We start from the raw sequence: 26,275 nt of genomic DNA on the forward strand, positions 1-26,275 counted from the left end.
ATGCGACAAAGGCTCTATGAGTATGTCATAGATAACCCATCTTATTCCAACGCCGTGGCTGTGATTGGTGCCGCTTGCCGTTTTCCCGGGGCTGTTGATCCGGCGGCGTTTTGGGCGCTGCTCCGCGATGGTTTTTTTGCGGTTTCCGAAATTTCAGAAGCGCGCAAAAATCGGTGCCTCGACATGCCCGCCGAAATCGCCGGTTGGCTTGAGGACATTGACTGTTTCGATCCCTTGTTTTTTGGTTTGTCGCCGAAAGAAGCGGCTTACCTTGATCCCCAGCACCGCCTGTTCCTTAGCTGCGCTTACCACGCGCTGGAAGACGCGGGTTATGCGCCTCGTTCCTTGGCCGGCGGCAACATCGGCGTCTATGCCGGGGTATCCAAAAACGATTATGCCGAGCTGATGCGGGTCCACGGGGTGCCGGTGGCCGCGCCGGTTTCGACCGGGACCGTGCACTCACTGCTGGCCAACCGCGTGTCCTATCTATTTGATTTTCGCGGTAAAAGCGAGGTCATCGACACCGCCAGCTCCAGTTCTTTGGCCGCGGTGAACCAAGCCGTTCAAGATCTGCGTGCCGGTTTATGTGAGGCGGCGCTGGTTGGTGGGGTCAACGCCTTGCTGGCGCCGACCATGACCGAGGCCCATCGTCAGTCCGGGATGCTGAGCAGTTCCGGCGCCTGCCGTTCTTTCGACGCCGCCGCCGACGGTTATGTGCGCGGCGAGGGCGTCGGCGTGGTGTTCCTCAAAACCATGGACCGGGCGCTGCACGACGGGGACCGCATCCTGGGTGTGATCCGCGGCAGCGCGGCGGCCCACGGCGGTCGCGGCAAAACCTTAACCCATCCCGACGCCGCGGCCCAGGCGCGCGTGATCCGCGCCGCGCTGGCCGACGCCGCGGTGGATCCGGCCTCCATTAATTATGTAGAGACCCACGGTTCCGGCACGCCGGTGGGTGATCCGATTGAAATCGCGGGTTTGCAGCAGGTTTTCGACGAGGACCCGCCGGGACCCGCGCTGGGGCTGGGTTCGGTCAAAGCTAACATCGGCCATTTGGAAAGCTCGGCCGGGATGGCGGGTTTGATCAAGGTCCTGCTCTGCTTGCAACAGCGCCGCTTGCCGGCTTTGCTGCACCATCAACGCCTCAACCCTCAATGCGATCTGACCCGGAGCCGTCTTGAACTGATCACCGAGGATCGCGAATGGGCGCGCATCGGTGATCTGCCGCGACGCGCCGGGGTCAGCGCTTTCGGCATGGGCGGGGTGAATGCCCACCTGGTGTTGGAAGAAGCACCGCCGTTGCAGCGGGTTACCGAAGACACGGAAGCCGGACCTTGGTTGCTGGTGTTTTCCGCGCGGCCCGGTCGGTTGGCTGATTTGGTAACGGCATGGCTTGCCTTTCTCGATGCGGGGGAAACCCCGCCCTTGGCCGACATGGCAACCACCCTGATGCTCGGCCGCGACCTGATGGAAGCGCGCTTGGCGGTGGTGGCCGACGATCACGCGACGCTGCGCGCCGGCCTGGCGGCCTGGGCGGACGGCGCGACGCGTGAAGGCGTGTTCCACGGCGAGGTGACCGAAACACCGCCGGCTACCGATCGGGTTGTGTGCGGCGACGACTTGGCGGGTTTGGCCGCCGAATGGGTTGCCGGCAAGCGCCATTGGCTGCAGCCGGCTCGGCTGGGTCGCCGCCTGTCGCTGCCGACCTATCCCTTCGAAAAACGCCGCTGCTGGTTCGATCAGGTGCAACAAGCAGCCGCGACCGGGACGCCGAAAGAAACGCCGGTCACCGAAACCGACCTGGATGTGACCCGTTTGCAACGCCGGCTGGCGTGCGTGATTGCGCCGGTGCTGGGCGTGGCGCCGGAGGAAATCCAACCGGCCCGTCCCTTCAAGCAATACGGCCTCAACTCACTGATGATTCACGATTTAAACCTCGCCTTTGAACAGCACTTCGGCGGCGTCGTGTCCCGTGCGGTGTTTTTCGATTGCCGCAACCTCGCCGAACTGGCCCAATTTTTCCACGAACACCACGCTGATCTGTGGCAAACACCGACCACCGGCAAGCAGCCGGAACACCCGATCACGGGTGCATCACGCGGGGACACCATGGACGACCGCGGCAAGCCACGCAAAGCGACGCGGGACATCGCGGTGGTGGGTTTGGCGGGCCGTTACCCCGACGCCGACCGGCTCGACGATCTGTGGCGCAACCTGCGCGCGGGTCGCGACAGCATCCGCGCGATGCCGCCCGAACGCGGCGATCTCTCCCACCTGGACGGCGTTGTTTACAGCACCAGGGGCGGGTTCATCAACGACGTGGCCGCCTTCGACCCGCTGTTTTTTAACATCTCACCCCGCGAGGCCGAACTGATCGATCCCCAGGAACGCCTGTTGCTGCAAACGGCCTGGCACACGCTGGAAGATGCGGGTTACCACGGGGCCGAACTGCACCGCGTGGCACCCAAGGTCGGCGTGTTTGTCGGCGGCATGTGGCAGCCCTATACCGCGCTCGGCGTCGAAGCCACCCAACAAGGCCGCCCGCTGGGTCCGAGCGGCATGCTCTACAGCACGGCCAACCGCATTTCCTATTTCTTCGATTTCACCGGACCCAGCATGGCGGTTGATACAGCCTGCTCGGCCTCGATCACGGCGCTGCATTTGGCCTGTCAGAGTTTGCGCAACGGCGAATGCGACGCGGCGCTGGCGGGCGGGGTCAACCTCAGCCTGGATGCGAGCAAGTACCTCTTCCTGTGCGGCAACCGTTTTCTGGCCGCGGACGGCACGTGCCGCAGTTTCGGCGCGGGCGGCGACGGTTATGTGCCGGGAGAGGGGGTTGGCTTGGCGCTGCTGAAACCGCTGGACAAGGCGGTGGCGGACGGCGATCACATTTACGGAATCATCAAAGGTTCGGCGATTAACCACGGCGGTCGCACCAACGGCTATACGGTACCGCGCCCGCGGGCTCAGGCCGAGGTCGTGCGCGCCGCGCTCGCGGATGCGGGCGTGACGCCGAACCAAATCAGTTACATCGAAGCGCACGGCACGGGTACCGCCCTGGGCGACCCTATCGAGATCGAGGGGCTGACGCGTGCCTTTGCCACGGCGCAACGGGGTTTTTGCGCGGTTGGTTCGATTAAAGCCAACATCGGCCACCTCGAAGCCAACGCGGCCATGGCGAGCCTCACCAAAATTCTGCTGCAAATGAAACACGGCACCATTGTTCCGAGTCTGCACAGCGCCGAACCCAACCCCAACATCGATTTCAGCGGAACGCCGTTTTACGTGCCGCAACACAACACGCCCTGGCAAAGCGACGGTCCGCGCCGCGCCGGCCTAAGTTCGTTTGGCGCGGGCGGCGCCAACGGCCATTTGGTCGTCGAAGCCTACAGCGCCCCGCCCCGGCCGGCCAAGGCGGACCCACGGCCGCAACTGGTGGTGCTCTCCGCCAAGTCACGCGGGCAATTGCAGCAGATCGCCGCCGATCTGCACAAATGGTTGACCGACCAAGACAAGGGGGTCGACCTGGAAAACCTGGCCTACACCTTAATGGTCGGGCGCGCGGCGATGACGGAACGTGCGGCCGCCGTGGTTGCCTCGGTCGCGGAACTGCACGGCGCTTTGGCCAAAATGGTTCAGGAACAGCCGGCGGGTTCGCTTTACCGCGGCCGTGCCGAGGAAGCGATTGCCCAGCCGCTCGATCTTGACGCGGATCTGAGCGCACGTCGTTTGGATCGGTTGGCCCAGGCCTGGGTCGACGGCGCCGCGATCCATTGGACGCCTTTGTTCACCGGTCGCGCGCCCCAACGGCTTTCGTTGCCGACCTACCCCTTCCGCAAAGATCGTTACTGGTTACCGAGTGAACCCAGCCAAGCGTCCGAGAAAACGGATGAGGTTATGACCTTTGAAGAGGTTTGGGTTGAAACGCCCCAGCCGGCGGGGACACCTCGGCAACCCAAGTCGTTGCTGTGTCTCGCCGCGCCGGCCGCGGTGGAGGAAGCCAAAACGGCGTTGCAACAACGGCTGCCGCAAACCCAAGTGCGGGTGCTCGCCGCGAGTGCCGAGGATCGGTCGGGCTGGACATCGCGACTTGCCACGCTTGGCGGCTTCGATGCCGAGGTGCTGCTTGATGCGCGCCCGTGGCACGATCCGGCCTGTCGCACCGAACTTGCTTCCTTCGCCGCTTTGCTACACGCCTTGGCCGAACGCGCTGAACCGCCGCGGCGTTTGCTGGTGGTTGGCGGCTACGACAACGCCCTCGAAAAAACCTATCTGGATGCGTGGATCGGGTTTTCGCGTTCGCCGGCGGCGATGTGGCCGGGCGCGCGGTGCGCCGTGCTCGCCACCGATCAAACAAGCGCGTCTCCAAGTTGGGATCGCGTGGTGGCAACCCTCACCGCCGACCCACTTCAGGATTGCCGCTTCGAGAACGGGCGCCGCTACCAAACGCGGGTCCGTCCGTGCCCGATCCCGCCGGCGTCGGCACCGCTCAAGCAGGGGGGAACTTATTGGATCACCGGCGGCGCGGGCGCGCTGGGTCGCGTTTTCGCCCTGCATCTCGCCGAACGTTTTGACGCCAAGTTGATGCTCACCGGCCGCGCCCCGCTGGACGAACCACGCCGCGCCTTGTTGGCCGAGATCGAGACCGCCGGCGGCCGTGCCGATTACCTGCAAGCCGATGTGTGCGATGAAGCGGCCCTGCGCCGGGTGGTGCGGGAATGCCACGCGGTGTTCGGCGCCCTTGACGGCGTGTTGCACATCGCCGGGGTGATGGATGCGCGGCCACTGTCCCAGGCGTCCGAAACCGAACGGCGCCGGGTCCTCGACCCCAAAATCAAGGGCACGCTGCTGCTGGAAAAGGTTCTGGCCGACCACGAACTCGACTTTTTGTGTTGTTTTTCCTCCGCCGCCGCGGTGCTTGGCGATTTCGGTTCCGGTACCTACGCCGTCGCCAACCGGTTCCAAAGTGCCTTGGCGGCGACGTCGCGCCGACCTGGAAGAATCGCGATTCAATGGCCGTTTTGGCGTGCGGGCGGTATGTTCATTGGCGACGCGGCCCAAACGGAACAGATCCTCGTCCGGCACGGACAAAGCTTGTTGGAACGGGACGCCGGCCTTCAGCTTTTCGAAAAGCTGTTGGGACACAAGCGATCCTCGGTTTTGGTGCTTAGCGGCAATCGCGATCGTGTTACCCAAAGCCTCGCCGTTTCTTCGCGCACGGAGGCCGCGCGGCCGGCCGAGATCGCCGCGACGCCGCGTGTCACGGGGCGCAACCTGGCGGAACGGTTGCACGGGGATTTGCGGCGATTGGCCGCGGCGCCGCTGAAAATGAGACCGGAAGCCGTGGACGAGCGAACCGCCCTGGCCGAGTACGGTTATGAATCCGTGCTGATGGGCGAACTGGCGGAAGCGATCAACAGCCGTTACCCGGTTGGGGCAAACCCGGCCCTGTTTTTCCGTTACCCGACCCTGACAAAACTGGCTGCCTGGATGTTGGCCGAACACGGCGACGCGGTGGCGCAAACCTTATCCGACAGCGATGAAAGCGAAACGATTCGCGACAGCCAAATCGGGGAACCAACCCGGGAGGCAAACCGGTCCGAGGAACCAAAAACCGACCCCGACAGGGATCGGGAACCCATCGCGATTGTCGGCATGAGCGGTCGTTTTCCCGCGGCCCGTGACTGCGACGAACTCTGGTCGATCCTCGCCGAGGGCCGATGCGTGATCAGCGCCGCGGGTGAGGCTTGGGCGCCGCGTCAGGTCGCCGGCGATGCCGAGCAGGGTCCCTGGTGTGGCGTGCTTCCCGGCGTGGCCGAATTCGACCCGCGCTTTTTTGGAATCTCCCCGCGCGAGGCGGCCACCATGGATCCGCGTCAGCGGCTCCTACTTCAAGCGGTATGGTGCGCCTTGGAAGATGCGGGTTACGGTCAAAAGCAACTGGACGGTGGTGCGGTGGGTTTGTTCGTCGGGGTCGAAGACGGCGATTACCCGCGCGTCGCCGATGAACGGGCGTTGACCGCCAACCACACCGGCATCCTCGCCGCCCGCGCGGCGTACTTCCTCAACCTCGCCGGTCCCACCATGGCGGTGAACACCGCCTGCTCCTCCGGCCTGGTCGCGGCACACCAAGCCTGCCTCAACCTGCGCGCGCGTGAATGCGACACCGCCGTGGCCGCCGCCGCGAGTTTGCTGACCACGGATGCGCTTCACCTGGCCATGAGGGAAGCCGGCATGTTGGCCGGCGACGGGCGTTGCCGCGCCTTCGACCGCGACGCAAGCGGCATGGTACCGGGCGAAGCCGTGGTCGCGGTGGTCCTCAAACGGCTGAGCGATGCGCGCCGGGACGGCAACCCGATCCTCGGCGTGATTCGCGGTAGCGGGGTGAACCACGACGGCCGCACCAACGGCATGACCGCGCCCAACGGCGAAGCCCAAAGCGCGTTGCTGCGTCAGGTCTACCAACGGCACGGCATTGATTCCGGCGAGATTCAGTACGTGGTGAGCCACGGTACCGGCACGCGCCTCGGCGATCCGGTGGAGATCAACGCGCTGGAATCAGTGTTTCAAAGCCAGGCGTCCGAACCGGCGCGTTGTGCCTTGACCTCGACCAAAACCAACCTGGGCCATACCCTGGCGGCCTCCGGTTTGGTGAGTTTGGTCGCCCTGGTGCAGGCCTTGCGGCATCAAACCATTCCCGCCAGTTTGTTTTGCGAGCAACCCAGTGATTACATCGATTGGACCCAAAGCCCGTTTTACGTCAACCGGTCGCGGCAGCATTGGCCGCATCCGGGCGCGGGCCGGCGCCGCACCGGCGCCCTCAGCAGCTTCGGCATTAGCGGCACCAACGCCCACATGGTGGTTGAAGAGGCGCTGTTCCGAGCGGGGCGTAATACGGAGGCGCCACCGTGGGTGATCCTCGTCCTTTCCGCCAAAACCGAAACCGCGCTGCAACAACGGGCCGACGACCTGTGTCGTGTTTTGACGAAGGGTGATCTGGATTTAACCGCGGTCAGCCACACCTTGCTCAACGGGCGCCACCACTTCAACCATCGCCGCGCGCTGGTCGTGGCCGACGCGGCGGCGGCCGTGGCGGCGCTGTCCGGTACCGGGCACGCGCGGCACGCGGCCGAAGGCGTCGTTCCCCGCGATTTCCGACCGCAACCCGACGTGGTCCGGCGCAACGCGTCGCTGATTGAAGAAAGCAAAACCTTTCGGGACGACGGCACCCGTACCGCCGCCTTGTTGACCGAGTTGGCCGACCGCTATTGCCAGGGTTACGACTGGGAGGACCCGGCGCTGTTTGCGCCCAACACACCTTTGGTGCGGCTACCGACCTATCCTTTTGCGCGCGAAACCTACTGGCTCGAAAGCGAAGCCTTTACCACCGATGCACGTACCGCACCGACCCAAGCAAAACCCATTCAGGTCCTACCGCCACCGGCCCTACCGCCACCGGCCCTACCGCCACCGGCCCTACCGCAACCCGAACAGCGGGTGCTCACCCCGTTCTGGTCGCGGGTAACGCCGCCCCAACCACCGATGGATCCGCCCTTTGCGCCGGTCCTGATCGGCTTTGGCGAGGTCGCGGGAACGGCGATGTTCCCCGAGGCGAGAACACTGTGTTTCTCGCCGGCGGACGCAGCACCCATGATGGCCCAACGCATCGCGGCCCTCGGCGATGTGCGCGACTGGGTTTGGGTTGCGCCACCCACGTCGCACGATGAAGCGACCTGGCGCGAAACCCACGAGGCGGGTTTGCCGGCCTTGTTCCAGTTTATCAAAGCGCTGTGCGACCTGGATCGCGACCAAACGGCCCTGCGCTGGACGGTGATTACCCGGCAAACCCAAGCCGTTTTGCCCCACGAACCGCTTCAACCGCTTCACGCCGGTGTCCACGCCTTTTTCGGCAGTTTGGCCAAGGAACACGCGCGTTGGCCTGTGCGCCGGATTGACCTGGCCGAGGTAACCAACCAACCCCTCGCCGACTTAGCGCGGGTACCCTTCGGCACGGGGCGCCTCTGGGCGCACCGCGGCGGCGATTGGTTCCAACAAAGCTTGGTACCGACCGAGGTGGCCGCGGCCGAACACGCGCCCTACCGCCAGGGTGGCTTGTATCTGGTGGTCGGCGGCGCTGGGGCCCTGGGCGCGATCTGGAGCCGCACCCTGGTCGAACACCACGGCGCGCGCATCGTTTGGCTTGGCCGCCGCGCGGAGGACGAAACGATTCGCCGCCAAATCGCCGACATCGGCCGACACGGACCGGCCCCGGTTTACCTGCAAACCGACTGTAGCGATGGCGCCGCCTTAACCGCCGCCGTCACCACCATCAAACAGCGCATGGGACCCATTCACGGCGTGGTCCACTGCGCGTTGGGCGCCTTTGACCAAAGCGTGGCCGCCATGAGTCGCGACCACTTCCGCGCCGTGCTGTCCGCCAAGGTCGATGTGGCCCTCGCCTTGGCCGAGGTCTTTGCCGAGGAGCCACTCGACCTGATGCTGTTTTTCTCCTCCACCATGGCCTTCGAACAAGCCGGCGGCATGGCCGGCTACAACGCGGGCTGCGCGTTCAAGGACGCGCTGGCCGTCTACCTGGACCAAACGCGATCCTACAGGGTGCGAACCATCAACTGGGGTTACTGGTCGGTCGGGGCGGGGGAACGCGTTTCCGCGGCCGCAAAAACACGGCTGACCCAAAGCGGTATGGCGGCGCTGAATGCCGAAAATGCGATGCAGGCTTTGGCCAGGCTCGTTCAGGGCGCCGCACCGCAAGCGTTGGTGCTGCAAGCGACGGGTGAAAAACCCTTGGAAGCCATGGACACCGGGCTGACCAAAACGCTGCTTCAGCCGGGGGCGCCGTTGCCCGTACCGGCCGCGGCCGACATCGACGCCGCCACCGTCGCCCGCTTGCAAAGGTGCCATACCGCCGTGATGGACGATCTGTTGCGGCGCCGCTTGGCAAACATCCTGGCCGAGATTGACCCGGACCAGGTGATCGCCAAATACCGGCGTTGGTGGGCGGCGCGCCGTGACCGCCGCGACGGCGTCGCCATCCAAGCCGAAACCTTGGCGCGGGATTGGGCCGAGGCCAAGCAGCGGTGGTGCCAAGAGCCGCATTTAGTGCCTTACCTCAAACTGATTGAACCCTGCCTCGATGCCTTGCCCGCTGTTTTGTGCGGCCTGAGGCAAGCACAACATGTCTTGTTCCCCAACGGCTCGCTCGATCTGGTCGCGCCCATCTACGCCGGAAACCCGGTCTCCGATTGCTTTAACCAAGAGCTGGCGCGGCAGGTGGCGGCCATGATCAGTGGACGTTTGGCGGAACAACCCAAGGCCCGTTTCCGTTTGCTGGAGATCGGTGCCGGCACGGGCGGCACCACATCCGCCGTTTTGCCGCGGCTGGCGCCCTTCGCCGCGGCCATCGACGAATACGCCTACACCGATCTGTCGCAAGCCTTTTTGCTGCACGCCGAAACCCATTTCCAGCCGGATTATCCCTTCGTACGTCCGGTTCGCTTCGATGTAAGCGCACCGCTCGCCGGGCAGGCTGTGCTTTCCGGCGCCTACGATATCGTCATTGCCACCAACGTGTTACATGCGACGCCCGACATCCGCGGCAGCCTGCGCAATACCAAGGCCGCCTTGCGCGCCGGCGGTTGTCTGATCCTTAACGAGCTGATCGCGCCCACCCTGTACAACCACCTCACCTTTGGTTTGTTGGACGGCTGGTGGCTCAGCCAAGATACCGCGCTTCGCATTCCCGATTCACCGCTGCTGGACAGCGCGGGCTGGTGCCGTGTCTTGCGCGAGGAAGGCTTCCTTGCCCCGCGCTTGCCCGCCGCCGCCGCGGCCGTGTTGGGGCAACAGTTGATTTTCGCGACCTCGGACGGTGTCCTTTGCCAACCGGCCGCCGGCGGCGACACAACCACCCCGACCTCGACCCGACACCAACCGGCAACCACGACCGCAAATACCGTCACCTCACCCAAGGCCGCTTGCCTCAATTTTCTCAAGCAGTTGATTGCCGCAACCCTGCGCATGGCGCCGGGGGCAATCGACCCCGCCGAACCCTTTGAAACCTACGGCATCGACTCGATTCTGTTCGGTCGATTGACCGCGGAACTCCAGACGACCTTTGTCACGATGGAGAGCACCTTGTTTTACGAGGTGCAGACCATCGACGAACTGGCCGAACACTTGGTGCGCGAACACGGCGACGTGGTTGCCGGTCTGATACCGGCGGGGTCGGCCATGCAAACGCAAACGCCCAAGGCGACCCCGGCAAGCGAGCCGGTCACCGTGGCCGCCTCGGGCTTCCACGCGCAAAGCGCGGAGTCCTCGCAACCCGACGCCGCGGCTCCGCGCCACGAACCCATTGCCGTGATTGGTCTCAGCGGTGCCTACCCCGGTGCCGAGGACGTCGCCGCCTTTTGGGAGAACCTCAAAGCCGGCCGAAGCACGATCCGCGAGGGGACCCGCTGGGATTGGACCGATCTGTACGAACCCGATCCCGGCAAGGCCAACGTGGCACGCAAAAGCTACAGCCGTTGGGGCGGTTTCCTCGACGCGCCCTACCACTTCGATCCAAAATTCTTTAACATGACGCCGCGCGACGCTGAAAACACCGATCCCCAGGAGCGTTTGTTCCTGCTCACCGTCTGGCGCGCCTTGGAAGACGCGGGAATCGCACCCTCGCGACTCAGCGACGACCTGCGCACCCGCTGCGGCGTATTCGCGGGCATCACCAAGCGGGGCTACAACTTGTTGGGCGCCGAAAGCCCGCGCCACCTGCCGGAAACCTCCTTCGCCGGCCTGGTCAACCGCGTTTCCTACCAACTCAACCTGCAGGGACCGAGTACCGTGGTCGACACCATGTGTTCCGCCGCCTTGGTTGCCGTCCACGAGGCCTGCCGTTACCTGCGCGACGGTGGCGCGCTGGCCGTCGCCGGCGGCGTTAACCTGTACCTGCACCCGAGCAACTACATTAAATTATGTAGCCAACAAATGCTCTCACGGGATGCCGACTGCCCGGCCTTCGGCGCCGGCGGTAGCGGCTTTGTTCCGGGTGAAGGGGTAGGGGCCGTGGTACTGAAACCTCTGTCCGCCGCGGAACGGGACGGTGACCCGATTTACGCCGTCATCCGCGGCTCGGCCGTCAACCACAACGGCAAAACCAACGGGTACACCGTGCCCAACCCCCACCAGCAGGCCGCCGTGATTCGGGCCGCCCTCGCCCAAGCCGACCTCGACCCGCGTTCGATTAGCCTGATCGAAGCCGCCGCCAACGGTTCCGAGATGGGCGACGCCTTGGAAGTGTCGGCGCTGGTCAAAGTTTTTGGCGACGCCGCGGGCGTGACCGGCCAACGCCATCTGGGTTCGCTGAAACCCAACATCGGCCATGCCGAATCGGCCTCGGGCATGTCGCAATTAACCAAGGTGCTGTTTGCCCTCGGCGAAGAAACCCTGGCCCCGACCCTGGTGCGGGGTGACTTGAATCCAAAAATCCCCTTCGCGCGCTGTCCCTTCCGCTTGACCCGCGAGGCCGGTCCTTGGCGGCCGATCCAGGTTGACGGGAAAACCGTCCCGCGTCGCGCCGGGATCACCGGCATCGGCGCCGGCGGGGTCAACGCCCACCTCGTCCTGGAGGAATACCGGCAAGCGCCGTCGCCCCGTCGGGTGCTGCCGATGGTGTTTGTGTTGTCCGCCAAAAGTGAGCAGGCGCTTGCAAGCTATGTTGATCGCTGGATCGCTTTTTTGGAACGGCATCAGGACCTTGATCTGGTCCGGCTGAGTTACACCTTGCAGGTCGGCCGCGAGCCGATGTCGGTGCGGCTTGCCGTGGTTTGTGGGAATCAACAACACTTGGTTGGCGAACTGCGGGCCTGGCGTCGCGGTGCCGATACCGTGACTTGTTTTACCGACCGTTGTACCATCAAACCCGAGCCACAAACGGAATGGATACAGACATTTATCGATTCTGGGTCGTTGGGCGAAGTTGCCGCCTATTGGTGCGCCGGTCACGCCGTACCTTGGGATCGCTGGTTCGCGCCCGACGAACCACCGCGCCGTTTGCACGGCTTGCCCAGCTATCCCTTCGACCTCCAAGCTTATCGACCGGTTGCCAAAGCCACCGACCGACCCGCCGCTTCATCGCCTGCTCTGCCCAGCACCACCATGAGGAACGAAACCATGCAGACCCACGACCCCGACGCGCCGGTACCCGACGCCGACCCCGCGCGTCTCAAAAACCGCGCGACCGAGTTTTACACCTTCTACGCCGGCATCGGCGACGCGGATTTTGAGGAAGAGTACCTGACCTTCTGCCCCTTCCCGGAACGCATCCCCGGTTTCTCGATGACGCGGGTCTTCTTGTACCCCAAGCGGTACGCCGCCGAACTGGCGATGATGAAACAACGCCAGATCGAGTTGCGCCAGGTTTTGTTTTACAAGGAAAACTACGCCGCGATCCGCAAGCTCCTGGATTTTGGTTGCGGCCACGGGACCGACGTCATCCAGTTCGCGCGGGACTATCCCAACCTGCAGACCCATGGTTTTACCATCACCAAGGCCCAGGCGGAGAAGGGCAACGCCCGCATCCAACAGCTCGGTTTGGGTGACCGCACGCGCATTTTCCACGCCGACAGCAGCAAGGACGCCTTCCCCGATGTGTACGACCTGATCATCGGGGTGGAGGTCAGCTTCCACATCCGTGACAAGGTCGGCTTGTTCCAGAACATCAGCCGTTCGCTTCAGGACAACGGCCGCGTGTTGCTGATGGATTACATCGCCAATTTGCGCGGGCCGATTGTCGATCCCAACGTGGAAATTACCATTCCGACGCGCGAGACCTGGGTCGACCTGTTGTCGGACCACGCGCTGATCATCGACGAGCACATCGACGTCTCGCCGGAGATCAGCAACTTCTTGCACGATCCCGAGTTCGAAGACAACATCGCCCACCTGCCGGACGTGGTCGCGGCCACCTTCCGCAACTACGCCAACCAGTCGATTTCCCTGGAGAAAGGTTGGATTACCTACAGTTTGTTTAAGTTGCGCAAGGCGGCGTCGATGGCGCTAGAAGCACGTCGCGAACACAACCGCCGCTTGCTTGACGGACCCATGTCCTACAGCACGGCCTTGACCGAGATGCGCGCGCATTTGCGGGGCGGCGGCGCAACCGCTTGCGCGGTGGTCGGGGCGGGTGATGGCGAATTAACCGCGGCCATTCAAAAGCGTTTGGTGCCACTTTTTGCGGATGTGCTGGGTTATGCCGAGGCGGACATACGCGCCGCCGCAACCCTCAACGAACTCAACATCAGCTCGCTGAACTCGGTTGAACTCTTGGAGCACATCAACCGCGCTTGGGAACTCAAGCTGCCGACCAGCGTGGTGTTCGAATGCGGTACCCTTGCCGCCTTGGCCGAAATGGTGGCGATGAACCTGCCCGCCGCAACGACCGTGCCGGGGCCGCGCCGGCCGGCGCCCGATAATGCGCCGGTTGTGCGCGTACTGACGGGGATTTTTAGCGAGGTGTTGGGTTATGCCCCCGCTGAAGTCGAAGCGGTGACCACCCTAAACCAACTCAACATCAGTTCGCTGAACTCGGTTGAGCTGCTGGAGCACATCAACCGCCGCTACGATTTGAAGCTGCCGACCAGCGTGGTGTTTGAATGCGGGACCTTGTCCGCCTTGGCGGCACAGATTCACCGCGCGCTTGGCGAAGGTGCGCAACCCGCTGTGTCGTTGGATGCTGTTGCGCCGCTACCGCCCGTCGAAACTGCACCGAAACGCACCGAAACCGAGGTGCTCCGCGCGCCGGCACCCGAATCGCACCCCGCGCCGGAATCCGATGCCCGCCGCGCCGACAAACCCACGCGCGGCGACGCCATCGCGGTGATCGGCATGGCGTGCCGCTGCGCCGGCGCCGACGGACCCGAGTCCTTGTGGGCGCTGATCCGCGACGGCCGCGACTGTATCAGCGATGTCACCGATCCCGAATGGTCGGCCTACTTCGCGGAACGGGGTTTCGATCCGACCCAGGCGCGTTTCGGCCGCATGCAGGACCGCGATTGTTTCGATTCGCTGTTTTTCCACATCTCACCCAAGGAAGCCGCGGCCATGGAACCGCATCACCGTGTGTTCCTCGAAGCCTGTTACCAAGCCCTGGAAGATGCCGGTTATCCCGCCGACAGCGTCAAAGGTCGGGCCGTCGGCACCTTCGTCGGCAGCATGGGCGGCAACGACCCATACCACGACGGCTCCCTGTTTTCCTTGCTCGGTGCCGAGTCCTGCATTTTGTCCTCGCGCATCGCCTATTACCTCGACCTAAAAGGTCCGGCCTTCACCATTAACACCGCGTGTTCCTCGTCGCTCACCGCCTTGGATTTGGCCTGTAAATCCTTGCAGAGCGGCGAGACCGACATGGCAATCAGCGGCGGCGCCACCATCTACAACCATCCCGGAACCTTCGTGACCATGGGCAATGCCGGCATGCTGTCGCCCACCGGCTCCTGCCGGCCCTTTGACAACGAAGCCGACGGGATTGTCGTTGGCGACGGCGTCGGGGTGCTGATCCTCAAGCGTTTGGCCGATGCAGTCGCCGACGGCGACGTGATCCACGGTGTGATTCGCGGCAGCGGCACCAACCAGGACGGTCAGACCTCGGGCATTACCGTCCCCAGCTACAAGTCGCAAAGTGCCTTGGAAAGCGCGGTTTATCGCCGGGCGGGCATTCGCGTCGACGATCTGCAATACATTGAAGCCCACGGCACGGCGACCAAGCTGGGCGACCCCATCGAGGTCCACGCCTTAACCGAAAGTTTCCGGGCCCAGACCCAGCGGCGTCGTTTCTGCGGGATGGGTTCCCTCAAGGGCAACATCGGCCACACGACCGCCGCCGCCGGGGTCTTGGGGGTGATTAAGGTGCTGTTGAGCATGCGGCACCAACAGTTGCCGCCGTCGATTAACTTCACCCGCGAAAACCAGCACATCGATTTTGCCGACAGCCCGTTTTACGTGAACGACCGCCTGCAAGCCTGGCCGACCAATGCGCGCGGCACGCGGTTGGCCGCGGTGAGTTCGTTTGGGTTTAGCGGCACCAACGCCCACGTGGTTCTGGAACAGTTTCCGGCGACCGCGAGCGCGCACGCCGCGGCCGCGCGCGGGCCCTGGCCGCTGCTGTTGTCGGCCAAAAGTGAGGACCGTTTGCGGGTGCTTGCCGCGCGGTACCACGACCATTTGCGCGATCAACAGGTGGACCTCGCCGACGTTGCCTACACCACCGCCGTGGGCCGCCAAGCCCTCGAATACCGCGCCGCCTTGGTGGTGCAGGACCAACAGCAGGCCTTGGCCGCGCTGGCCGATTTGGCCGCGGGTCGGGCCGCCGCGACCACCTTGTACCAGGGACGCGCCGCCAAAAACAGCCACCGACCGGCACCCGCCGGCGCCGATGCCGACACCCTCGCCGCCGCCTGGGTCGAGGGTGCCGCCGTGGCTTGGTCGCGTTTCTTCGCACACCGCGGCTGCCGCCGCTGTGCGCTGCCAGGTTACCCCTTCCTGCGCAAACCCTTTCCGCTGACGCGACGGCCGATTGGGGTTGGGACCTTGGCCGTGGATCCGCCGCCGAGCCCGCCGCCGCCCAAGCCGGTCGCCGATTTGGAACCCGTGAAGCGGGTGATCCGCGCGCAACTGTGCGGCCTGCTCGATCTTGCGCCCGCCGATTTGCCGGACGACAAGGATTTTAACGAGGTTGGTTTTGATTCCGTCATCGCCCTGTCGCTGAAACACGCCTTGGAACAGGAACTCAAGGTCGAAGTCCCGCTCGCCGACCTGCAGGACCACGCCACCGTGGCCGGCTTGGCCCGCGTCCTGCCGACCGTCAGCCATGAGACTGCCGGCGAACCCCTGCAACCGCAACTGGTGCCGGACCCCGCCGGGCGTTGGTTGCCTTTCCCGCTGACCGACATTCAGGAATCCTTTTACACCGGGCGCCAACTCCAACTCGACGGGGACCGCGTCGGTTGCCACATCTACCTCGAAATGACCTTCGACGCTTTGGATGTGCCTCGCCTGATCGCGGCCTGGCAGCGCTTGGTGGACCACCACGACATGCTGCGTACCGTGGTGTTACCGGACGGTCGCCAGCAGGTTCGCCAACAGGTCCCACCCTACCAACCCCAGGTCGAAGACCTCACGGGTCAGCCCCCCCACGCGCAACAAGCGACCCGGCACGCCTGGCGTGAGGCGTTGTCCCACAGGGTTTACGACGGTGAGAACCTGCCGCTGTACGAGATGCGCATCTTGCGTGGGTCGCCGTCCGTCGTCTTTTTGAGCATCGATGAATTGGTGCTCGACGCCGGCGGTCTGGCGTTGCTGTTGCAACAGTGGTCGGACGGCTACACCGATCCCGCGCGACCCCTGCCGAGCAGCGCCGTCACCTTCCGCGATTACGTGCTGGCGCAAAAAGCCTTCGAATCCTCGCCCCGCGCCCGCAAGGATCTCGCTTATTGGTTGTCGCGCGACCACTACCCGCCCGGTCCGGCACTGCCGCGCCGCGTGGTTCACGGCCGTCCCGATGTTCGCCGTACCCGCCTCAGCGACCAATTGAGCCCCGCCGAATGGCGCGGCTTCCAAAACACAGCCCGCGCCCTGCAGGTCTCGCCCACCGTCTTGGTGCTCAGCGTGTTTGCCGAGGTGCTGCGCGCCTGGTCCGAAACCGAGTCCTTTACCCTGATTTCCACCGCGCTCAACCGAGCGCCGCGCCATCCCGATTTGGCGCACGTGCTCGGACCCTTTGTGTCGACCAATCTGTTTGTGGTGGAACCGCGCGCGGGCCGAACCTTTGAGACCCTGGTGCGACACAACAGCGAACAGTTCCGCGCCGCCATGGATCACGGCGGTGTTTCGGGCGTGCGGGTCCTGCGCGAATTGAAACAGGCCGGCAAGTTGCCCACCAACGCCGCCTTGCCGGTGGTGTTCACCTCCTTGCTCGGCCACCGCGCCATGCAGCAGGCCGTCACCGAAAGCTTTTTGCGCCGCATGGATTTTGCGATTACCCAGACGCCGCAAGTCTATTTAGACCACCACCTGCTGGAACGCGACGGCGGGTTGGAACTCAATTGGGACGTGGCCGCGGGTCGCTTCGAGGCCGTTGAAGCCGTGTTCGAGGACTACCTGCGCGTGTTGCGCCAACTTGCACTGGATCCCGATCCCTGGGAGCCGCGGCCAGGTGGGCTGACCGCGCCGGGCGCCCCGGCAGGCGCCGTGCTGCGCGCCAACCCGGCCGCCCGTTTCGAGGCCTACCCCATGACCGATCTCCAGGCCGCTTACCGCTTTGGCCGCGATCAGGTCGACGGCGGCGAGTACCGCGTTTATCAAGAAATAGACGCGGCCCATTTCGATGTGACCCGTCTGGAAACGGCTTGGCGCAAGCTGGCCGCGGTCCACGATATTTTGGCCACGCGGATGACGGATGACGGCACCCTGCAAACCCAACGCAGCCCGCCGCCGCCGCGCATTCAAAGCACCAACCTGCGCGGGCTGAGCGAGGCCGAATCCGCCGTCCGTTTGCAGCAGGTGAAAACGGCGGTGTTGGCCGACCCTGCCTTTCGCGAGCCGCCCTACGTGGCGATGCACGTCAGCCATGGCGACCACTTCGCCCGCCTGCACCTGTGCCTCGATATGATCCTGCTCGACTGGCCCAGTTACGAACTGATCCTGCACCAACTGCTGCACCTCTACCAACATCCCAACGAAACGCCGGCCCGTTGTGAACTGACGTTTCGCGATTGGGTCCTGTGGCGCAAAGCGCGGGCGGCCGAAACGGCGCGCGGTGCCGAGGCTTACTGGCAGGCCAAATTCGCCGACCTACCAAGCGGCCCCGCGTTACCCGCCGCCTCGGGTAAAAACTCCGGCCGCCTCGGCGCCGTGCTGGGAGGGTGGCCACGGCTCAAACAGGCCGCCGCCCTTTTGCAGGTGCCGCCCGCGATGGTGTTGCTCGCGGCTTACGGCGAGGTCTTGGCGGCCTGGACCCATCAAACCACCTTTTCCCTGGTGGTGCCTTGTTGGGACCGCCTGCCCCAACATCCCGACATCCATCGCATCGCCGGCGACGGTTCATCGCTGGCTTGGGTGGTGATTCGCGCGGACCAACGGCCTTTTACCGACAAGGTGCGCGACCTGCACGCCCAAGTCCAAAGCGATTTGGCGCAACGCCCGGTCAGCGGGCTGAAAGCCCTGCGCAAAATGAAAACGCGCGGCGGCGCACCTTTGTCCTTTCCCGCCGTGTTCACCAATCTGTTCGATGCGGCGGCCTATGCTTTCCCCAAGCCGCAAGGTTTTGTGTTTGGGGAGCAGGAAGGCTGCACGCCGCTGGTGGTGTTGGACCAAATTAGCCGCGAAAGCGACGACGGCCTCCACGTCCACTGGTCCACCAGCTTGCCCTGCTCGGCCGATAGCGCCGTGGCGACGATGTTCGGCGCCTATGTTCGTTTGGTGCGTGCCCTGGCCAAATCGCCCGAGGCATGGGACGACCTCGACCTCGCCGCGTTGATTGGGCCGGTGCCGGCGGCTTTGGAACAGACGCTCGAACCGACGCTCGAACCGACGCTCGCAAACACGCCCGAACCCGCCGCCTACGATCCCAACCAATGCATTCACCACCTGATCGAGACCCGTGTCGCCCAACAGCCGCACCAAACCGCGGTCGTTTTTGGCGAAACCAGCCTCAGCTACGCCGAACTCAACCGCCGCGCCAACCAGGTCGCCCACACTTTGGCCGAGGGCGGTTTCCAACCAGGCCGAGCCGTTGCCGTTTGCGCCGAACGTTCCGTGGAGCTGGTGGTCGGCCTGTTGGCGGTGCTCAAAGCGGGCGGCGCCTACCTACCGATTGATCCCGCTTATCCCGCCGAACGCCGCCGCTTCTTGTTGGACGACGCCGGTGTCGATCACGTGTTAACCCAAAACCGACTCAAACCCCACTTTGCCGATTTCCCAGGCCGCGTGCTTGCCCTCGACGCGGCGACCTGGTCCCCGCGCGACGAGAATCCCGTCGCCGCGGCCACGCCCGGGAGCCTTGCCTACATTATATATACCTCGGGTTCGACCGGGCGCCCCAAGGGGTGCATGCTCGAGCACCGCGCCGTGGCCAACCGCTTGCTGTGGATGCAGGCGCGCTACGGGTTGCAGCCCGATGACCGCGTCCTGCAAAAAACCCCTTTTACCTTCGATGTTTCCGTGTGGGAGTTTTTCTGGCCGCTGTTGGCGGGGGCAACCTTGGTCGTGGCCAAACCCGACGGTCACAAGGACGCCGCTTTTTTGGTCGCCACCATCCGCGAACAAGGCATCACCACCTGTCACTTCGTGCCCTCGATGCTGGCCTTTTTCCAGCGCGAACCCGACGCACCGCACTGCACGAGCTTGCGGCACCTGTTCACCTCCGGCGAGGCCTTGTCCCAAAACGCGGTGGATCGCCACTTGCGCCTCCTGCCCGAAACCGCGTTACACAACCTCTACGGGCCGACCGAAGCCGCGGTGGATGTGACCGCTTGGCAGGCCGTGCCCCGCGCCGACGGCATCGTGCCCATCGGCCGCGAGATCAGCAACATCCACATCCACCTGCTGGATGCGCGCGGCGAGGCCGCGGCGCCGGGTGGGGAAGGGGAGTTGTGTATCGGCGGTGTCGGGCTTGCGCGTGGTTATGCCGGCCGTCCGGCCTTAACCGCCCAACAATTTGTGCCCGATCCCTTCTCGAAAATACCGGGCGGGCGGCTCTACCGCACCGGCGACCGCGCTCGCCGTTTGCCCGACGGCAATCTGGAATTCCTCGGGCGCCTCGACTTTCAGGTCAAGCTGCGTGGTTTGCGCATTGAACTGGGCGAAATCGAAAACGTTTTGTGCGACCACGCCGACGTGGCCGAGGCGGTGGTGCTGGTGCGGGACCAAGAACAGGGCGATCCCAAATTGGCGGCCTACCTGACCGGCGCCAATCCGCCCGACACCAAAAAGCTGCGAACCTTCCTGCAAGCCAGGTTACCCGAGTACATGGTGCCCAACGTGTTCGTACCGCTCGCCGCCTTGCCCACCACCGCCCACGGCAAGTTGGACCGCGCCGCGTTGCCGTGGCCGCCCGAGGTCGGGGAAGTGACGCACGCTGCCGTGAACGGTGATGTTCGCGGCGCGGTGCTGACCCTGCTGCGCGACAACTTCCGCCGTTTGTTACACAACCCGACCCTGCAGGATAACGACGATCTGTTTGACCTCGGCGCCACCTCCTTGACGATGGTGCGTGTAGTCACCAAGGTGCGTGATCACTTTTCCGTGAACATCCCGGTCGAGGTCTTTTTGGATGAGCCGACCATCACCGCGCTGGCCGATTACGTGTTGGCCCAGCAACCCGCTGCTTCCGTTGCGGCCGTATTCCCGCAACTTGCACCGGAGGTCAAGGCCGCGCGGACCCGAACCGAACCGAATCAGCCGCTTGTTTTGCCGGCGATTTCTTTTCGGGACGATGCCGCCGCCGAAAGCCTGCCCGCCGTCGCCTTTGCGCGCCGGCCGGTGTCGTTTGAAGCGATCAGCCGCTTGCTGGGATTGTTGCGGGCCTGGGAATGGTACGGTCGCCCCCGTTACCTGTACCCGTCGGCCGGCGGCAAAAACGCCTTGCAAACCTACCTTTACATCGCGCCGGGTCGGGTCACGGGTGTGGCGGCCGGCCTTTGGTACTACCAACCGGAACAACATCTTTTGATGCCCGTACCCGACGGGGCCGTGCCGGCCGCGGCCTGCTTTGCCGAGGCCGACCGCAAGCTGTTCGCGCAAGCCGCCTTTACCTTGCTGGTGGTCGCGGAGATGCACGCGATTGAACCTTACTACGGACGTTCCAGTCATCCCTTGGTGGTGGCCGAAAGCGGTTACCTCGGCCAACTCCTGCTGGACAACCAAACTTATTGCGGGTTGGGTGTTACGCCCGTGTTCGGCGCCGACATCGCGTCCGGTTGTTTCGCCGGTGAGGCGAGCCATCGTTTGCTCCGCTGTTTCTTCGGCGGCGTCGCCGAGGCCTTCGGCACACGTCCGGTCCAAGCCAAGGCGTTTCCGCCTGGGCAATCCTTCGCCGATTTTCTGAGCAGCGACCTGATTGCCGACAGTTTCCCCGAGGACGTCGCCGCCTTTGAAAAGCCCGGTGAAAAACCCTACTTGCGCCATTTCGACGGCCAGGCGTTGCCCTTGGTTGACGCGCCTTTTCCCCTGGAGCATTACCAAATTCGCGCATGCCAACGCGCTTACCACGACGGCGCGGTGACCCTCGCCCAACTCGCGGGATTACTGCAGTTGGCCAGACGCGGTCCCGACGCCGCACTGTTCCAAACCCTGGGCGAAGGCGACGGCTTGTTGCTGTTCGTGTTCGTCAAAGCCGGCGGGGTCCTTGGTTTGGAAGAAGGTTTGTACCTTTATGACCGCGACGCGCATCAACTGGTTCGCCGTTGCGGCCCGTTGCCCGCCTTGAAATCCTGTTACACCCCGTTTAACCGCAAGCATTTCCAAATCGCCGGTTTCTGCGTGTTTGTGGTCGCCGACCTCGCGCGCTTGGAGGCCGGGTTGCCGGGCGAAGATCGCTACACCGCGTTGCTGAATGCCGGTGGTTTGGGTCAGGTGATGATGCGGCGCAAGGCCGAGTTTGAGATTGGTTTGTGTCCCATCGGCGGCATTCGCTTTGACAAAATTCGCGATGCCTTCCAACTGCCGGAGGGTTGCGACCTGGTCCACGGCTTTACCGGCGGGCGTTTTGTCGCCGCCTTGCCCGCCGATCACCGGCCGCTCGAAATGGGTCGCGAACCGGAACGAACCCCGGCCGTCGCCCCCCGGCCAGGCAAAACCGACCCGGCCCGCCTTCCCTTGGCGATGCCCGCCGTGGTCGGTTACAGCGGGCGTTTTCCGGGCGCCGAGGACCCGGCCGCCTTCTGGCAAAACCTCGCCGCCGGCCGCGACAGCTTCACCGCCTGGCCCGCCGACCGTCCGGTTCAGCCGGAGGGCGCGGCCTACGGTGGTTTTTTGCCCGACATCGACCGCTTCGACGCCCTGCTGTTCGCCGTTTCACCGATGGAAGCGGCCACCCTGGACCCACAGGAACGGCTGTTCCTGGAAACCGCCTGGACCTGTTTGGAACATGCGGGTTACACGCCGGAGCAACTGCGGCGCCATTGCCCGCGCGTCGGGGTTTTTGTCGGCGCCATGTGGCACGATTACCAAGCGTTGGGCAGCGCGGCCTGGCCCGACACGCTCAACGGCGCCGTTTCCTCCCACGCCTCCATCGCCAACCGTGTGTCCCACGTTTTCGATTTCAACGGCCCCAGCGTCGCCTTCGACACCGCCTGTTCCTCGGCGTTAACCGCGTTACAGGCCGCTTGCGCGAGTTTGCGCAACGGTTCCTGTGACGCCGCCCTGGTCGGCGGGGTCAACCTGTTCAGCCATCCCTACCACGAGGCGCTGCTGCGCCGGCTGGACCTGCTCTCGCCCAACCAACAGTGCCGACCCTTTGGCGACGAGGCAGACGGCTGGGTCGCCGGCGAAGGGGTCGGGGCCGTTTTGCTCAAACGTCGCGACGACGCCGCGGCCCATGGTGACAGCATCCACGCCTTGCTGCCCGCCGCCGTCATCGGCCATCTGGGCAAATCGCCGCGCTACGGTGCGCCCAAGGCCGAGGCCCAGGCCGCCTTGATGCGCCACTGCCTGGACCAGGCCGATCTGAAAACCGAGGACATCCATTATATAGAAGCCGCCGCGCCGGGTGCCGGTTTGGCCGACGCCGCCGAGACGGCCGCGCTGCAAAATGTTTTTGGTTCGGGTGGCGAACTTCAGGTCGGTTCCCTCAAGGCCAACATCGGCCACCTCGAATCGGCCTCGGCCGTGTCCCAGCTCGTCAAAGTGTTGTTACAACTGAAACACGGCGAACTGGCGCCGACCCGCAACAGCGAACCCCGCAACCCCTTGATCGACGGCTCGGGTCTTGCGATTGTGACGCAACGGAAACCCTGGCCGCAAACGGCGGGACCGCGCCGCGCCATGATCAACGCCTTCGGTGCCACCGGCGCCTCCGGCCATGTGGTGGTCGAAGAAGCCGCCCCGGTTGCCTTGCCCGAACAATCCGGTTCGACCCTGCTGGTGCTTTCCGCCGCGAGCACCGCACAGCTGCGTCGGGCGGCTGAACGCCTGCTGGTGTATTTGAATGAGGAACCGGCGCCTTTGTGCCATGTCGCCTTTACCTTGCGTGTCGGCCGCGTCGCCATGGAACACCGCTTGGCTTGGTGCGCCGCCGATACCGGCGAAGCGCGCGAGCGACTCCGTCTTTGGCTGGCGGGCGAACCCGTTGCCGTGGGCCTGTGGCAGGGCGTTGCGGAACAGGGCGCGTTTGTCGCCGCCGGCGCGGAACTCGTCGACTTGGCCCGTGCTTGGGTTCAGGGTGGCGACGTGGATTGGAGCGCCATCGAACCAACCGTTGCCGTGCGCGTGCCGTTGCCGACCTATCCTTTTGCGGGTGAACGCCATTGGGTCGCGTCGCCCGCGCGGGTGCCGACCGCGCCCGCGCAAACGCCGGTTGCCGCGAAGGCCCCGCCGCAAGGCGCGAAACGCTCGAATGTATGCCTGGATCAGCTTACCGAAATCTTTGCCGAGGTGTCCGGCATCCCACGGGCCCAGCTCAAAGCCAACCGGCCCTTCGAGGATTACGGCATCAATTCCCTGATGATCAAACGGCTCAACCAGCGTTTGGAACAGACCTTCGGGGTTTTGCCCAAAACCCTGTTTTTCGAATGTGATCGCTTGCAGGCGCTGGCCGATTGGTTCGCCGCCAACCGCGCCGATGCCGAGGTGCCGGTTGCGCACAACCGACCCGTGTCGCCGCGGCCCATGCCGCGCGCCGGCCGACCGGGCCACCACGACGACGACATCGCCGTCATCGGTTTGGCCGGGCGTTATCCCGACGCCCCGGACCTCGCCACCTTTTGGCAAAACCTCCAAAACGGTGTCGACAGTATCCGCGAGGTGCCCCTATCCCGTTGGGATGTCCGCGCTTATTTCCACGAGGAACCGCAAACGCCGGGCAAAACCTACAACAAGTGGGGCGGTTTCCTCGACGACGTCGACCGTTTCGACCCGCTTTTTTTCCGCATGGCCCCGCGTGAGGCCGCCGCGACCGATCCCCAGGAACGGCTGTTCCTCGAAACCGTGTGGCACCTGTTCGAAGACGCCGGCCTGACCCGTGCTTCGCTGCAACAGCAACACGACGGCCGCGTCGGTGTTTTTGTGGGCGTGATGTACGGTGAATACCATTTGCTGGGCGGGGTCGATCCCAACGACGGCGTGCCCATGCCGCCCGGCACCGCCTACGGCTCCATCGCCAACCGTGTTTCCTATGTCTTTGATTTTAAAGGGCCGAGTTTGGCGGTAGACACCCTGTGTTCCTCTTCCTTAACGGCGCTGCACCTGGCCGTGGCGAGCTTGAAACGGGGCGATGCCGAACTGGCCGTCGCCGGTGGCGTCAACCTTTCGCTCCATCCCAAAAAGTACATCCAACAGGCGCAATTCACCATGGCCTCGCGCGACGGGCGCTGTCACAGCTTTGGCGCCGGCGGCGACGGATTTGTCCCCGGCGAAGGCGTGGGTGCCGTGCTGTTGAAACCCCTGGCCCGGGCTCTTGCCGACGGTGATCGCATCTACGGCGTGGTCAAAGCCGCCGTCGTCAACCACGGCGGCAAAACCAACGGCTACACCGTGCCCAACCCCAACGCCCAGGCCGCTTTAATCCGCGACGCCCTCGACCAAGCCCGTGTGGCGCCGCAAAGCATTTCCTACGTGGAAGCCCACGGTACCGGCACCGCGTTGGGTGACCCCGTCGAAATCGCCGGTTTGCACAAAGCCTTTGGGGCCGGTGTCGCACCGGGCTCTTGCGCGCTGGGTTCGGTGAAATCAAACATCGGCCATTTGGAAGCCGCCGCCGGCGTGGCCGCCTTGACCAAGGTGCTGTTGCAGATGCAATACCGCCGTTTAGTTCCCTCGCTCCACGCCGCCGAACTGAACCCCAACATCGACTTCGCGTCAACCCCCTTCGCGGTGCAGCAAAGGTTGACGGAATGGCGGGCCGCGGAAGATACCCCGCTGCGCGCCGGTATTTCCTCCTTTGGCGCCGGCGGCGCCAACGCCCATGTGATCGTCGAAAGCGCGCCGCGGGTGCCGGTGGATCGCGTCACAAACCCGTCGCCGCAAATTATCGTGCTGTCCGCGCGCGACCGCGAACGTCTGGCCGAGGTGGTCGACAACCTGCTGACCTTCCTGCAAGCACCGCAACAGACAGACCAAAACGCACCGCGTTTGGCCGACATCGCCTTCACCTTACAGGTCGGCCGCGAGGCGATGGAAGAACGCATCGCTACCGTGGTGACCACTGTTCCGGCCTTGCTCGACGCCTTGCGTGCCTACCGCGACCATGCCGAGACTATCCCCTGGCAACAGGCACGGGTTGCGGTCCATGATTTCCGCGACGCCGCGGCGGTCGACCCCGATCTCCATCAAACGATGCAGGCCTGGCTGGCCAAGGGACGCCACGACCAAGTCGCCGCCTTGTGGCTCCAGGGTCACGCGGTGGACTGGGCGAGCCTGAACACCGACGCTTCCCGCCGCATCGGCTTGCCAGGTTATCCTTTTGCACGGGAACGCTGCTGGACGCCGGAACCCCATCGCGGTTTGGTTGCGGGCCGGCTGCATCCCTTGCTGCACCACAACCGTTCCAACCTCGCCGAACAACGTTTTTCGGCCCGCTTCAACGGCGCCGAATGGTTTTTTGCCGACCACCGCGTCGCCGGCAACCCGGTCCTCTCCGGCGCGGCTTTGCTGGAAATGAAACGCGCCGCGGTTGCCGAGGCCGTCGCGGATCTGTTTGAGACGCCGATGAACCAGCGCTTTGAGAACCTGACCTGGTTGCGTCCCGTGGTTTGGCAAGGCGAAGACCTGGACCTGAGCGTGCATATCCTGCCGGAAGACGAAACCACCCTGCGCGTTGAGGTGAAGGATCCAGACGGGGCCTGTTTCAGCCAAGCCCGCGTGACCCTGGTTCCCGCCGCGGCATCGCCCCAAGTCGATCCGGGCGCCTGGCGCGGCGACTGTGATGCGGTTCCGGTTGAAGGCGAATCCTGTTACCAAACCTTCGAAAACAGCGGTTTGGACTACGGCCCCGCGCACCGTGGTTTGGTTCGTTATTATCCCGGCTCGGGTCGGATCGTGGCGCGTA

At 64.4% G+C, this 26,275-nt stretch carries 1 protein-coding gene (only partly in view); it reads left to right on the forward strand.

Annotation, left to right across the window (positions count from 1 at the left end):
• Positions 1-26,275, forward strand: the 5' portion of a protein-coding gene (locus tag J3U88_RS04930) for a non-ribosomal peptide synthetase (protein ID WP_207857246.1). The gene runs 19,028 nt beyond the window's last position; 26,275 of the gene's 45,303 nt are visible here — the first part of the coding sequence; it begins with the start codon at positions 1-3; its stop codon lies beyond the right edge, outside the window.

It is taken from the genome of Acanthopleuribacter pedis (assembly GCF_017377855.1).
Lineage (GTDB): Bacteria > Acidobacteriota > Holophagae > Acanthopleuribacterales > Acanthopleuribacteraceae > Acanthopleuribacter > Acanthopleuribacter pedis.